The sequence below is a fragment of the Fibrobacter sp. UWH5 genome (genome assembly GCF_900142505.1).
GTDB lineage: Bacteria > Fibrobacterota > Fibrobacteria > Fibrobacterales > Fibrobacteraceae > Fibrobacter.
Genome location: NZ_FRBB01000012.1, coordinates 42,550 through 57,155, shown reverse-complemented (window position 1 = coordinate 57,155; position 14,606 = coordinate 42,550). Strand labels below are relative to the sequence as shown.

10 protein-coding genes are annotated in these 14,606 nt (G+C 51.2%); 4 read left to right on the top strand and 6 right to left on the bottom strand.

Features of this window, described 5'->3' with window-relative positions; translation table 11 throughout:
* Positions 1–3: 3 nt before the first annotated feature.
* Positions 4–5,364 (bottom strand): InlB B-repeat-containing protein, encoded by a 5,361-nt coding sequence (locus BUB38_RS10485; protein WP_073160300.1) that lies wholly within the window; start codon positions 5,362–5,364, stop codon positions 4–6.
* A gap of 302 nt (positions 5,365–5,666) precedes the next feature.
* Here BUB38_RS10485 and BUB38_RS10480 point away from each other — a divergent pair, with 302 nt between their 5' ends.
* The 3 genes from BUB38_RS10480 (at position 5,667) to BUB38_RS10470 (ending at position 9,051) form a co-directional block, all read left to right on the top strand.
* The gene (locus tag BUB38_RS10480; RefSeq protein WP_073160298.1) at positions 5,667–6,434 is read left to right on the top strand and encodes a hypothetical protein; all 768 of its coding nucleotides are present in this window, start codon (positions 5,667–5,669) and stop codon (positions 6,432–6,434) included.
* Positions 6,435–6,598: 164 nt separating this feature from the next.
* Entirely contained in the window at positions 6,599–7,393 is a 795-nt protein-coding gene (locus tag BUB38_RS10475) for a hypothetical protein (RefSeq protein ID WP_073160296.1), read from the top strand.
* 80 nt (positions 7,394–7,473) lie between these two features.
* Positions 7,474–9,051, top strand: coding sequence for a hypothetical protein (locus BUB38_RS10470; RefSeq protein ID WP_139258405.1), 1,578 nt, complete (start codon positions 7,474–7,476; stop codon positions 9,049–9,051).
* A 75-nt stretch (positions 9,052–9,126) separates the two neighbouring features.
* Here the strand turns inward: BUB38_RS10470 and BUB38_RS10465 are convergent, their stop codons facing one another.
* The 5 genes from BUB38_RS10465 to fabD form a co-directional block, all read right to left on the bottom strand.
* Positions 9,127–10,938, bottom strand: coding sequence for an extracellular solute-binding protein (locus BUB38_RS10465; protein ID WP_073160292.1), 1,812 nt, complete (start codon positions 10,936–10,938; stop codon positions 9,127–9,129).
* Positions 10,939–10,950: 12 nt separating this feature from the next.
* The gene (gene rnc, locus BUB38_RS10460) at positions 10,951–11,763 is read right to left on the bottom strand and encodes a ribonuclease III (RefSeq protein WP_254794941.1); all 813 of its coding nucleotides are present in this window, start codon (positions 11,761–11,763) and stop codon (positions 10,951–10,953) included.
* Positions 11,764–11,935: 172 nt separating this feature from the next.
* The gene (gene acpP / locus BUB38_RS10455; protein ID WP_073160288.1) at positions 11,936–12,172 is read right to left on the bottom strand and encodes an acyl carrier protein; all 237 of its coding nucleotides are present in this window, start codon (positions 12,170–12,172) and stop codon (positions 11,936–11,938) included.
* 52 nt (positions 12,173–12,224) lie between these two features.
* The gene (gene fabG, locus BUB38_RS10450) at positions 12,225–12,965 is read right to left on the bottom strand and encodes a 3-oxoacyl-[acyl-carrier-protein] reductase (RefSeq protein ID WP_073160286.1); all 741 of its coding nucleotides are present in this window, start codon (positions 12,963–12,965) and stop codon (positions 12,225–12,227) included.
* Positions 12,966–13,113: 148 nt separating this feature from the next.
* Positions 13,114–14,034, bottom strand: coding sequence for an ACP S-malonyltransferase (gene fabD / locus BUB38_RS10445; protein WP_073160283.1), 921 nt, complete (start codon positions 14,032–14,034; stop codon positions 13,114–13,116).
* A 282-nt stretch (positions 14,035–14,316) separates the two neighbouring features.
* On the opposite strand from fabD, the gene BUB38_RS10440 reads away from it, so the two are divergent.
* Entirely contained in the window at positions 14,317–14,496 is a 180-nt protein-coding gene (locus BUB38_RS10440) for a hypothetical protein (RefSeq protein WP_073160282.1), read from the top strand.
* Positions 14,497–14,606 lie beyond the last annotated feature (110 nt).

The following is a 14,606-nucleotide window of genomic DNA, read 5'->3' as shown; positions in this document are numbered from 1 at the left end:
AGGTTACTTCACCATCACCTTGGCGTTCATGGTCTGGCTTCCAACCTTCACCTGCATGAAGTAAAGGCCGGACTTGGGAGCCTGCAGATCAAGTACGTTCTGGCCGGCGCGGGCGGCAAAGTTGCCGCGGGCCACGCTCTTGCCGTTTACACTCACCAGAGCGTAGTGGCCATTGGCCCCAGCCAATGCGTCGGCCGCATTGAAGCCAACCTGCAGCGAACCTGCGTTCTGCAACACCTTGAATCCGTTCAGGGCGGCAGAGGCAACAGCCATGTCACTGCGAGCAGCCACACGGACCTGCACCTGCTTGGCATCCTGCTTCAGGGCGACATTCAGGGACTTTCCGTCGGTCACTTCCTTGGTTTCACCGTCAACAGTCACATACATGACGTAACCCAATTCCTTAAGGGCGTCAACACCTTCAAAGGTCAGCTTGCCTTCGCGGGCGGTATTTGCACTCAGGTCCAGGAACCATTCGTATTCCGATGCCACAGCCTTGATACTCTTGGCCAGAACAGAACCCCTGGCACTTTCGCGGATCGAGAGATTCACGCGGTCGCCCATGCCAGAAGGAGGCTCATCCAAGGTTTCGGCACTGCTGCCGGCACCCAGAATGTTCCAGGAGTCCACCTTGCCGTTATCGTCGGAAAGGGCAACAACCACACTCCAGTTATCCGCAGAAGCCTTACGGGCGGAACCCTTGCGCATAGAGGCAACCTTTCCAGCAACAGACAGGTCATTCTTCTCGGCATAATTGTAATCAGGGTCAGCCTTCACGCTGAACACCGTGGAGTGATCCACCTGAGCCCATACCGCTTCATAGGGGCCAACCACTTCGGCAACGCTGTAGGCACCCAGTTCGGAATCCCAGTGCCAGAAGATAACCTCGGCGTCACCTTCCGTTTTTCCCTTAGAAAGGTCTACGTACCAGCCATAGGGATTTGCCACCAGATTCCAACCGCTATACTTGTTATCCAGTTTCCACTGGATTTCGGCATCTGCAGAAACTTCCACTTCACGAAGGGGAATGGCAACTTCCCTTGCAGAGCCAACCCAGTAACCGCGGGTTTCATCAATGGGGCCACCGCGATAGGAACGATACTGCCAGTATTCTCCGACAGGATTCAGTTCATCCCACCAGTAGAAATTCATTTCAGAAGCGCTCAAGGTGCTTTCATCCATTGCCACTACAGAAACCATCTGCCAGCTCTTGGCCTGCATGACCACTTCCTTCTTTACCTCGTAGGACTCCTGGTAAATCACCTTGCCACCCACTTCAACAGTTACGTAGGACTTGCCCTTGGGAGCGGGCACCATTTCCCAGTAGCCGTCAGTGACCGTAGCCGTAGCAATAACCATTCCCAGTTCGTCAAGCACAGTCACCGTGGCAGGTTCGTCGGAACCCTCGGTCTTGAAAGACAGGCGGATAGCGTTGCCAGACTGTTCAAACTTCGGAGAGACAATCTGCACTTCTACCTGATTAGAGCTGCTGGAGGCAGGTTCTTCAGAGGCGGAAGAACTGGGCTTTCCAATGTAGGTAGAGTCGTAAACGGCCTTTATATTCATGTCGCGGATAACCTTGCCCAGAGCTTCGCTCCAGCCCTTAAAGGAGTACACATAATCTTCGGTAGCCTTGCGATCCAGAGCCATGCTGTTGGCCAAGTGGATGGTGTCGCCATGGGGAACCATCATTTCGTAAACGATGCTATCCTTGTAATCCCTGAAGACTACCTTGTATTTAATAGTGTCATAGATTGCGTTGATCTTGAGATCACCGACAATTTCGGTGTAGCTGGAATCCCAACCCACAAAAGTCAGACCTTCAATAACAGGAGCTTCGGGAGCCACCGCTGCCTGGCCATATTCTACCTGAGATTCATAAACCGTTCCATTGATTACAAAGGACACGGTGTACTTTACCAGGGAAGAATCGTATTCGGCCACATACACAACATTGTCGGTCACCTTTTCTACAGCAGGAGTCCAACCCTTGAAGGTGTAATCATACTGTTCCGTAGACTGACGGCGCGGTACTGCAGGGGCAGTCACTTCTGCACCATAAGTCAGCGACAGGAACTTGAGGGTATCGCCATCGTAATCTTCGAACACAACAGCATAGTTGAGCTGTTCATATTTAGCCTTGATTACAAGATCTGCCTTTACCTGCTTGTATTCATCACTGCTCCAGCCAATGAATTTATAACCTAGACGGGACGGATCGGCAGGAGTTTCAACGGAACCTTCATAAGTTATTTTCTTGGTCAGCAGTTCTGTTCCATCAAAATCCTGGAATACAACTTTATACATAACGGCTTCAGATTTAAAGACAGCCTTCAACACCACGTCTTCATCGGGCATGGTTGCAGGAATCACATCAGAGCCATCTTCCATTACCCACTTGACAAAGGTATAGGAATACTTTTCGTCGGCAGCCTTCTCGATGTCAGACATCAATGTGATTGCGCTTCCGTAAGCAACTTCAATATTTTCAAGCACACCATCTTCATCATCCATATAGACCAGCTGATGAACATTAGCCGTAAACTTTGCATAGACAGTGATGTCACTCTTGACATCCTTGTAGTCATCGCTATCCCAACCAGTAAAGGTATGGCCAATCTTCTTGACACCGCTGGGAACAACGGCAGATTTACCATACTCAACAAGCTGCGTCGAGATAGTGTCGTCCAAGGCCTTAAGGAAGGTGACGGTATAGGAGTTGATTTCATAGATAGCTCTAACAGTCAGATCACCCGTAACTTCAGAAAAATCCTTATCCCACTTCACAAAGGTGTAGCCTGCGACTTCGGGAACGTCGGGAGCATTGGCAGCCGAACCAGGATCTGCATTCACCACAACCAACTGTTTGTCGTCAAAGCCCAGGAAGGTCACCTTAAACGAGACCTTTCCTTCGGGAATTGTCGGAGAATAACTACCATGAGCAAGGAAGGGCAAAGTTCCCAAATAGTAATCTTTGTCAAAAGACCAGATATAGTCCTTGCTGTTTTCGAAGGCACTGTTCAGGAGACCCGCAAAGGATTCCTTTTTCACATCAGCACTTTTCTGTACACCATTGTAGCTGGCATTGAGATTGGCCTCGTCACCGTTACGGATTAGGAACTTGATATTGGTGTCTTCGGTCCAGTCTCCAGCAACACCCTTTCCACCAAAGGGACCAACATCCAGATCGTCTTCACCGTAGTGGTAGCAGGACTTGATGCTATATGCTTTCGTTTGCTGATCGGCCACAAGGTAAGCCAACCTTTTAACACCCTTGTCATTCTTGGAATTACCTTCCATTGTAGCATTTACCAGAATGTTACCAACGCTAAAAGCACCTACAATGGACACGGTATCCTTTTCATTCACATTCACAGACTGGCCAACCATGCCACCCATAAGAAGGGAGTCACCCGAGAAAGTACCCTCTGCAGTAATATTTGCAACTACGGCCACAGAGGACACATCGTGGAGTTCGCGACAGACACCGCAGACACCACCAATTTTAGCCACCTGATTGTCATTATAGGTTCGAGTTACCGGATCGGCGTGAACCGCATTCAACTTAATCAGGTTTTCGGAACGAACAAAGATGCTATTAAAATCAACAGCCTTTCCGCCATTAAGGTTCGGATACGTACCGACAACACCACCCACAACAACAGTATTCAAACTGTCAGCCACTTCGATGGCACCGTCATAGTAAATTTCGGTAAGAGGCAGAGCCTTGGCCGTGGCAGAATTCATAAAGCCAACCACGCCGCCCACAACAACCGAGTCAAATACGGTAAAGCCGTTGGACATCAAGTCACCATAGGCGGTCTTTGTACGAACATCGATATTCACAGAAGACGTATCCTTGGACAACCCATCGCCATTGGTAGCAAAACAGGCGTCACCGGCAATGCCACCCACAAAGGCCTGAACATGAAGGCCATCAACATCCTTGGCGGATCCGGCAATACGAATATTTCCTTGAGAACGGGATTCCTTGATAGAAACGTAAATCGTATCGGAATCACCGCCGAGACAGCGGTTACTTGCACCAAGGATACCACCGGCTGCATAGCGGTAAATACCTTCAACCTTGAGAGAATCCTTCAGAGAAAGTTCCGCCTGGCTATTCTTGATAAGCAGTCTAGACATACCAAGAAGAGAATCACGACCCACAAGGCCACCGGCAAAGATATTCTTCTGGAGAACGCTATTAACAGATACGCCTCCCACGGAACCATCAGAAATTTCACCATTGAAAGAGGACTTGATGATGTTAATGGAACCTTCCTGCTGGGAACCGTTTTCATAAAGCACGCCGGCAAAACCAACAAGGCCACCCATGGCGCTGCCGCCAGAAATCCTGGCAACTTCTTCGCCAGCCTGGGAACCGGAGGTCACATTGAGAACGGAGTCGAAGGAGGCGGCCATCATACCCACAACGCCACCCAGGGCAGAATTATTATCTGCAGGGATGTTCTGCACAACAGCATTAACACGAGTATCCTTGAAAGAAGGGTCTGCCTGAGAACGGACAGACACACCGGCGATACCGCCAAGGAATACTCCATATCCATAGTTCGTGCTCTTGACCGTGGAGTTATAGGCATTCCCCATAACCTTGGAACCGGCAAAACCGCTAGTGATCTTGGTGTTGTTGACAATGCTGATACCATCTTCCACAACAGAATTCTTGACAGTGGAATTGTTCAGTACACCAACGAGGGCACCTGCAAAAGGTGCATCAATCTGGACATTGGAAAGCTTGACTTTGTCAATAGAAGACAGGCTGATTCGACCAACAAGGGCTCCCACCGGATAATAATCTTCGCCCTTTTCACTTTCGCCATCAATGATAATGCGGACGTTTTCAATGGTAAAGTTAGAGATGTTTGCATTGTCGATTGATTCAAAAAGACCGACCGGTCCGCTCATTTTGGAACTATGGTAGCACAAATTGGTGATTTTCTTGCCATCACCATAAAATTCATTGCTAACACGGAACGGCAACGGCTTATGATTGACGGCACAGGAACCATCGGCAGAAATTTCTCCCAGGTCGATATTGGATTCCAATCTGAGGGTGTGCTTGCTTTTTGCACCGATCCAGTGCTTTTCCAGCAGGTAGTAAAGGCTATCGGGTGTTGCCTTTACAGACTGCACACAAGTCTTACCAGCAGGCCCTGCGGGGCCCCCGCACCTAGCAGCTTCCTGCTTTAGGTAGAACACAGAATCCTGCGTAACGCAACCAAAACCGCAAACAACCGAAGAAACCTGCAAATTCAAGGAAAAAAAGCTGTTTCCAGCAGCAAAAACCATGCTGGCGGCAAGCAGCATGGCACACAGGATAAAATTGAATCTCATCTTCATAATTCCACCTCTGTAATCCTTACTTTACAAAGATACCCATTATTTCGTAAAAAAGGGGATTTTCACTTAATATGGGTCTTCCATTGTGACATACCGCAACAGCTGTTCACACATCACACATGCGCACCATTCCGTCCGTCTTTACGCAAGCCGTAAACCGTCGACAAACAACGAGTCAGCGTACTCGTCATACATTTGTAAAAAAAATCACCCAAAAAAAGCGTATTCTCTTTACATTATTACATTCAGCATATTATATTTATTACGAAAACACTTCAAAACCCTATCAAGGAGACAAAAAGATGATCAAGAAGATTGCACTCGCAGGCGCTCTGGCTGCAACAGCATCCTTTGCAACCTGGGACAAGTTCCCCGTTCTCGAAGCAGGCAAGGGCCAGGCTAAGGTCGGCTTCAAGTATCAGATGCCCGAAGACAAGTGGTCTGCAGCAGACCTCTACGTTGGCGCACGCTACGCCGTGATCCAGAACTTGGAATTGGGCGTAGTTCTTGACTACCGTCTGTTCACCCACTATGATGGCGAAGACGCAAAGCGCGATGGTCTCGACAACCTGCCGATCATGGTCCGCTACCAGTTCATGCCCACCATGAACGCCTTCTTGGACGTAACCCTCCCCATCGGTGCTGACGAAGTTGTCGGTGACGATGGCGAAATCGGTTTCCACGCAGGTGTCCAGTTCTCTCAGAACTTCGGCATGATCGACCTGGGTACCGAAGCTGGCCTCGCTCTCGAAACTGCCGGCGACGACAAGACCACTCCTCCTTGGAAGCTGAACATCGGTGCAGAAGCTGACTTCGCTCTGGGCGGCCCTGTCACTCCGTACGTAGGCTTGGACCTGGTCATGGAACTGGGCAAGTACACCTATGATGGCGACAATGTTGGCGAAGGCCACACTGGCGACCTGGGTATCTTCCCCTATGTTGGCGTAGGCTACTCCATCAACCAGATGATTTCTCTTGACGCATCCGTCAGCCTGGGCCTCGGCAACGAACATCTCGTTGACGACGATATGGACCTGACCATCGACGTGAACGCCAAGTTCAACTTCTAATTCCCTGCTAGCGCTCGCTAGACTGGAATTACAAAGGGTTCTGCCGCAAGGCAGGCCCTTTTTTTGGTGGCGGTCACAAAAACTTACGATAATATTATTTAACATATAAAAACGTCTAACCTTTTCTACATTTTGGACTGGTTTGAAAAACTAAGGAGATGTTTATGTTCAAGAAAATTATCGCAGCAGCAGCTATCGCAGCCTCTGCAGCATTCGCAACTTGGGACTATTTCCCGGTTCAGGAAGCAGGCAAGGGAACCCTTCATGGCGGCCTCTACTATGACTGGCACCATGAATGGTCTCAGGCAGGCCTCAACCTGGGCGCACGTTACACCGTCATCCAGAACTTGGAACTTTCTCTGCAGGGCTGGGGCTACCAGTTCTGGAGCGAAGTGGATTGCCAGGGCTGCACCAACGGTGGCGACGGTCTCCGCGACCTGACCATCGGCGGCCGTTATCAGATTACCCCCATGGTTAGCGGTTTCATCGACCTGCGTCTCCCCATCGGTAACGATGACGACGGCGTCAACGGCCATCCGCCTTCCAATAGCGAAGTTTCCATTTACCTGGGCGGCCAGTTCTCTATGCCGATCCAGGGCGTTCAGGGCCTCTCCTTCGGTACCGAAGCCGGCCTTGACTGGGGTTTCGAACACGACAACTACGAACGCGGTCTCGAAATCCACATTGCTGGCGAAATGGACTTCGCCGTTCCCAACCAGATCTTTATCCCCTATCTGGGCCTGAAGTTCAAGCTGCAGCTCACCGAAGATACCTGGGAAGACGACAAGGGTAACGAATGGGGCGCTGACGACAGCGGCGACTCCCAGTTCAACCTGTGGCTGGGCTGTAAGTTCGCCCTCAACCCGCAGATTCTCCTGGATGCACGTCTCATCTTCCGTTCTGGCGACATGGACGGCGATGCAACCGGTCTCTATGCAGGCGTAGACTTCAACTTCTAAGTTGAAAATCTCACAAGCTTTAAGGAACATCCCATTGCGGGATGTTCTTTTTTGTTGTTTAACTTATATTTACATTCAGCATGATACGCAAATTGGTTATGGTGTTGTTCAGCCTGGCGGCCGGGATTGCCTTCGCAAGCCCTCAACTGGTGATGTCCCAACAGGACCCTGCCGTACTCAAGGCATACATTTCCCAACTGAGGGAAATGCGAAACAGCGGCAAGTTCTCCGCAGCCGAAAGGGAGCAGCTAGATGAACTGTGGCGCACCGCCGCCGATATCGAGGTGATGAATGACCGATGCGGCACGATTTCCATTACCGAAGAAATCGATGAATCCTGCGGAAACTTCTACCAGTATGAACTTCCCAAGTTCGAAACCCAGTATTTCAAGCTCACCGGCGAAATCCGCCTGAGCCCCAACAGACTTTCAAACGCTATCGAACAAAGGCGCCAGGCCATCAACCAGTGTTATGAAGCCCTGCAGGTCGACGCCTTCTACCCCACCCGCTATTTCACTCTCGAAGGCAGCTACACTCCGGAACCCCTTTCCAAGGGCGTCGAAGTCAGCTACAACTTTAGCCTAGAAGAAAACCGAGGCGCCATCAACGACCTGAACGACCGGATCCGCCAATGGTACAACGCCTGCGGGAAGATCATCCACCACAGCGACAACAGCGGCGCCCTGGCCCCCATTTTCGTGGAACTGGTCCGACAGAGCCGCGCTAACGCAAGCAAGGCGAACGGCGGCCTGTATTTTGAACTGGAACAAGGATACGGCAAAAGACTGCTAGTAAAAACAAAGGACGGCATCGAGGGCGTCTACTACCTGAACGGCCGAGAACTGTTCAACTATAAAATCCAGTCAAGCCGGGTCGTCTTTTCGATTAACCTGGACGGCAGACGGTCAAGCGCTGACCTTGTTCAGGGAGACCATTGGCGAGACCGCGTCATATTTGACGACAGCGACCTGAGGGACGGACTCATGGGCAGGTTCGTGTGGGGTAAACCCCGCAATCCCTGGCTCGACACCAAGCAGCCTTCCACAAACTCTCCTGCCGCAGAATACAAATCCTACGATGACGGTTGGGAAAATCATAACAGCACTTCATCTGTACAGACCAGCAGTACACCAAGTTCCTTCGGAATCTACCTCCAGGCTCTAGGCGGCATCAACCTCACCTTCGGGGAAGCAAGCGAAGCCGAACCGTTCAAGGATTTCGAAACCGAAAATGATTCCGTCACAGCCATCACCGGATACGCAGTCGGCTTGCTTGTCTTTGAATTCACAAGGCAATTCGCCATCGGCCTAGGCGGAGGAATCTCCTGGAACAACGTGACCTACGAACATTGCAACGGGCATTTTGACACCAGCTGCGATGAAGAAAACATCCACCAGGCAGCAGCCCCAATGGCCACCGCAGAAATCAATATCGGCGAAGGATTGAACGGAGGCGTCCGCTTCAGCTACATCTTTGACAAGGACATGCCCACCACCTATCTGGCGGGGTTCGCGGAACTGGGAAACGTTCTAGGAATAGAACTGGGATGGGCCCACGCCGACGGTCTATGGGACAATATCTACATGGGGCTGAGCCTGAGACTCCCGCCCCGACACTTGAGCGACTTACTAAAGGAAACAGGTTCCAAAAAGAAGTAACCGCAAAAAAATGCAGACTTAAAAATGCCCGTCGCTTGACGGGCATTTCGTTTATACCATGGCGGTCATCCGCAATTACTTTACATCATATTCAGGAATGGGCAGGGCTTCGCCAGCCTTCATGGCCTTGTCGAGAGCAGCAGACTTTACCGGATCCACCCACCAGTAAACGGGGATGGCGTCTTCGCGATTGAAATTGTCCAGAACCTTTTCGGGCATGCCATAACGGTTCCAGTACAGTATGCGGTGGTGATCGCACTGCCACATCAGAACGTAAGGCACAATCTCGGAAAGACGGTTATCCAGTGCCTTCAGGATTTCGTTGCGCTTCGCCAAATCAAATTCAGTCTTCTGCAATTCAATCAGGCTGTCCACCACGGCGTCCTGCAAACCGCTCAAGTTGTTAGTGCCCTTGTCCATAGCCGTCTTGGAGGACCAGCTGGCCTCGGGATCACGAAGTCGGCCTGCGCCCCAGTTCACCCAGTAAAGGTCAAAGTCCGCATCGTCAAGACGCTTACGCAAGGTGCTCTGGCTCATCTGTTCGATGGTGGCCACCACGCCGATCTTCTTCAGGTCTTCCTGGAAAAGGGTCAGATGACGCAGGTCTTCGCTGCTGGTAATGAAGTTAATTGCAAAAGGCTTGCCATCCTTTTCCAGAACACCCTGACCATTCACCTTGTAACCCGCTTCCGCAAAGAGGGCGCGGGCACTGTCCGGATTGAACTTGTACATAGTGGCCTTGGGGTTGGTATTGTTGGGCCACAAGTCAGGATAGTAGCTGTTCTGCAGGAAGTACTGACCGTACATGTACTTTTCGTTCATGGCTTCGCGGTTCAGCATAAAGTTCAGGGCACGACGGACGCGAACATCCTGGTACTCGGGCTTGCGCATATTGATGGCCATGCCCTGGAAACCGATAGGTTCCTTATTGAAGATGCGCTGCTTTACGGCCCAGCCCTTCTGCACGGCATCGAAGTCAGTCTGCTTCATCCAGATGCTGCTGGTGTAGATAGCGTAGGCGTTGAAGTCCTGCTTCTTGAATGCTTCCAAGGCCTTGGTCTGGTCGTTCATGAAGCGGTAACGGATCTTCTGGAAGTTGTACTTGCCACGGTTCCAGTTCTTCTTGAAGCCCCACCAGTCGGCACGGCGGGCCAGTTCCACATAGCGGTCTTCACGGAAGGTCTTGATGATGTAGGGGCCAGAAACCACCGGGAAATCGTAACGGATCTGGTTGAAGTCCTTGCCCTGCCAGGCATGCTTGGGGAATGCCAGCATACCGGCCGCTTCCCAGAAGTTGCCCCAGTGAATTTCCTTGGCGGTCATCTTGATGGTCAAGTTATCCACAACTTCGGGACGGTCAAAGCGAGAAAGTCCCACCTTGAAAATGGGAGTCAGGTTCTTCTCGTCCATGATCACGTCGTAGTAGTACTGCACATCTTCGGCGGTAATGGACTTGCCGTCGCTCCACTTGGCGCGAGGGTCCACGTGGAAAGTAAAAGTCTTGCCGTCTTCGCCCACGCTCCAGCTGTCTGCCAGAATTCCAACTTCCTTGTCTTCGGTACTATGGAGGGAGACCAGCGGTTCGAACATCATGCCCATCAACTCTGCAGAGAAGCTGTTGTAGTCTTCCCACATGTTGAAGGACTTAGGCATGGCGGAACCCCACAAGGTAATGGCACCGCAGGGGCGAGCCTCCTTGGAAGCCACCGGGTCAAACTCGCCAGTAGCTTCGGGATCCATAGGCCGAATCGGGCAATCCGCTTCAGAAACGGCAGCCTTTGATGCAGAGCCCTTACCCGAATTGGAACCAGACTCATTGCAGGCGATCAAAACTGCGGACACCGCCAGAGGCATCATTAAACCAAAAGCAACTTTCTTAAAATTCATCTTTCGTCTCAACTAGGGCAAGCCAACGTGGCGTGCGGATTGTTTCTTGGGTTTGGAATTTGCGTCGGCGGACTTGTCTGCATCATCAGCGGAGTTGGCGGCGTCTTCAGCCAAGAGCATTTCAAGGCTGACGCGGGCCGCTTCCTGTTCGGCCTTCTTCTTGTTGGGGCCAGAACCACGACCGTAGGTTTTATCGTTGATGTGGACTTCGGTGGTGAACACCTTCTGATGTTCCGGGCCGTCTTCGCCAATCAAGACGTAAACCGGCGACGTACGACGCTTCCCCTGCAGGTATTCCAGCAAGGCGCTCTTGTGGTTTACGAAATCGTCGGCCACAATGATTTCCTTGATGCGAGGGAAATGGAACTTGTTGAGAATGGCACGGACTTCTTCCAGACCGCCATCCAGGTATACAGCACCAAGTACGGCTTCGTAGGCGTCAGCCACAATAGTTTCCTTGCCGCGGCCACCCATCTTCATCTCGGACTTTCCAATCTTGATATATTCGCTCAAGCCCCATTCCTTGCTGGACTGGGCGCAGGCGTGACCCGACACGATGGCACTCTTGCGCTTGGAAAGATCACCTTCCGGGTCGTTGGGATAGTTGCGGTACAGATACTCGGTGGTAAGCATGTTGAGCACGGAATCGCCCAGAAATTCCAGACGTTCGTTGTTGCTCTCGTAGGGCATATCCTTTCCTGTCAGGAAGGAACGATGCACCAGGGCATGAGCCAGCAGTTCCGGATCTCTGAATCTGTACCCAAGCTTTGCCTCAAGCCCGTCCTCGGACTTCTGGCGAAACCAGAGCTTTAATACTTTGTGCAATAAATTTTCGTTTTCCAAATTTATCTCCTATGGGGAAACGCGGGTTGGATCCGCATACTGAATATAATACGTAAAGATAAAAAGACCGCCCAACCGCACAAAAATAAAACGGCCCCGGGAAGTTCCAGGGACCGCTTTAAATTCGATTGCTTAATTCCAACAAATCAAGAAATTACTTCTTGGATTCGATGAAGGCGACAACGTCGGAAACCTTCTGGAACTTTTCTGCATCGCTGTCGAGGATTTCGACTTCGAATTCGTCTTCGAGAGCCATAACCAGTTCGACGCGGTCGAGGGAGTCAGCACCGAGGTCGTTACCGAATTCGGATTCCGGCTTCACATCTTCAGCCTTAACTTCGAGTTTGGCAACGATAACGTCGACAACCTTCTTAAAAATTTCTTCGTTCATTTTAGTCTCCATTTTTGGATTAAGTGTTTGAGTTTAATTTAGTAAAAAATCGTTAAGCGTTCAAGCCCCCGTCAACGCCCAATACCTGTCCGGTAATGTAGGAAGCGTCGTCGGATGCCAAAAATGCCACTGCCTTGGCCACATCTTCGGGGTTGCCAATGCGCTGCAGGGGGATAGAAGCGGCGTACTTTTCCTTGGTAGCGTCGTCCATCTTGGCAGTCATGTCGGTGCCGATAAAGCCAGGAGCCACAGCATTCACGGTAATGCCGCGGGAAGCGAATTCCATGGCGTTGGACTTGGTCATGCCGATGATACCGGCCTTGGCTGCGGCATAGTTGGCCTGGCCAGCCTGGCCACGGATAGCGTTAATGCTAGTGATGTTCACGATACGGCCAGTGCGCTTGCCCATCATGGTGCGGGCCACGGCACGGGTGCAGAGGAACACGGAACGGAGGTTGGTCTGGATGACGGCGTCGAAGTCTTCGTCCTTCATGCGCATCAGCAAGCCGTCGCGGGTGATACCGGCGTTGTTCACCAGGATATCCACGGTACCCATATCAGCAATGATCTGCTTGAACACGTTCTGTACAGTTTCGGAGTCGCCAACGTTGCAGGCATAGCTCTTGACCTGCACACCCAGTTCGGCGCTCAACTTGGCAGCCAAGTCTTCCTTCACGGAGGTGGAAAGGATGGCCACATCGGCACCTTCGCGTGCCAGTTCAGTCGCAATGGCGAGACCGATACCGCGGGATGCGCCAGTAACAATAGCCTTCTTGCCAGTAAGTTTACCCATTTGATAGTTCCTCATAAATTAAAAGTTTAGCAGTCAGGTGCGAGGTCGGTCGCCTTCGGCTCCCTTTGAGGTATGAGGTTAAAGCCTAACAACCTCAAAGCGAACGTAGTGAGCGACCTCATGCCTCAAGGCACGAAGTGCCGACCTATTAGCCCTTCAGGGCTGCAAATGCTTCGATGGTTTCGACGGGGGTGACCTTCACGTCGCGGCTGATCTTGCGCATGAGGCCCATGAGAACCTTGCCGGAACCCACTTCAACACCCTGGGTTACACCGAGGGAGATGGCCTTGTTCATGCAGTCGTTCCAGCGAACCGGGGATACCAGCTGGCGGACCAGGAGGTCTGCAATTTCCTTGCCGGAAGTCACAGGTTCTGCAATGACGTTAGCGATAACCGGCTTAGCCACATCGTTGAAAGTAGTCTTTGCGATAGCTTCAGCCAGACCCGGCTGAGCGAACTGCATCAGCGGAGAGTGGAAAGCACCGGACACGGCCAGGGGGATAGCCTTGATGCCAGCAGCAGCGCAGTTTTCAACCAGCTTGTTCACGCCTTCGACGGCACCGGACACCACAATCTGGCCCGGGCAGTTGATGTTTGCCGGAACCACGACACCTGCATCCTTCACGGATTCGCAGAGTTCGATAATCTTTGCTTCGTCCTGACCCATGATGGCAGCCATGGCACCGGGGTTCTTGGAACCGGCAGAGGCCATCAGTTCGCCACGGGTGCGGACCAGGCGGAGACCGTCGGCGAAGCTGAAACCGCCAGCGGCATAGATTGCAGAGTATTCACCCAGGGAGTGACCTGCAACGTAGTCAAATTCAAAACCTTCGGACTTGAGAAGTTCCATCACCATTGCAGAAACGGTGAAGAGAGCGGGCTGGGTATTGTCGGTGCTCTTGAGAACGTCTTCCGGACCTTCAGCCATGAGCTTGGACAGGGAGAAGCCGAGGATTTCGTCAGCTTCCTGCATGATCTTCTTGGCAGGTTCAAAAGTAGAAGCCAGAGTCTGGCCCATACCAACATACTGGGCACCCTGGCCCGGGAAAAGAAGAATGGTCTTAGACATGTTTTTCCTTGAGTGTAAAACAACGACTTGTAATATACGTCACAAAATTACAAAAATCATACCGCAAACAGGAGGGGCCAGTCCAAATTCAATGATATAAAAAGGTGTCTAAAGACTTACGTCACCAAAAAGGCAATCTCTTTGAGCATCAAAGGATTAAGCGCATTAGAACAAGGTCAAGGATTTTATATTCTACGCAAAACATCATCGGGACGGGCCTAGTCCTGGAGCCTTTTTGTTGAATGTTTACATCTTTTTTCTGGGAATAAATTAGGAGAACATATGAATATATTCAAGAATCTTGCCGTGATGTCCATCGCCGCGATCATGCTTATTGCCTGCGGTGGCGATAACGGCTCAAGCGCCAAGGACGACGAAATTATCCCGAGGAAAAAGCTGAAAAGAGATCAAGCGCGTCATGGGCAAGTAACTCCAGCTCTGTATTTCAAATCGTTTCGATAAATAAGTCCAATGGCTTCTCCGTCCGTTGTGTAATGGTGGAGTAACACCAATCTCCTAAACAATTCTCCCCAAAAAAGATTCTAGGGAACCCTCATGGTGAGGGCTCCCAT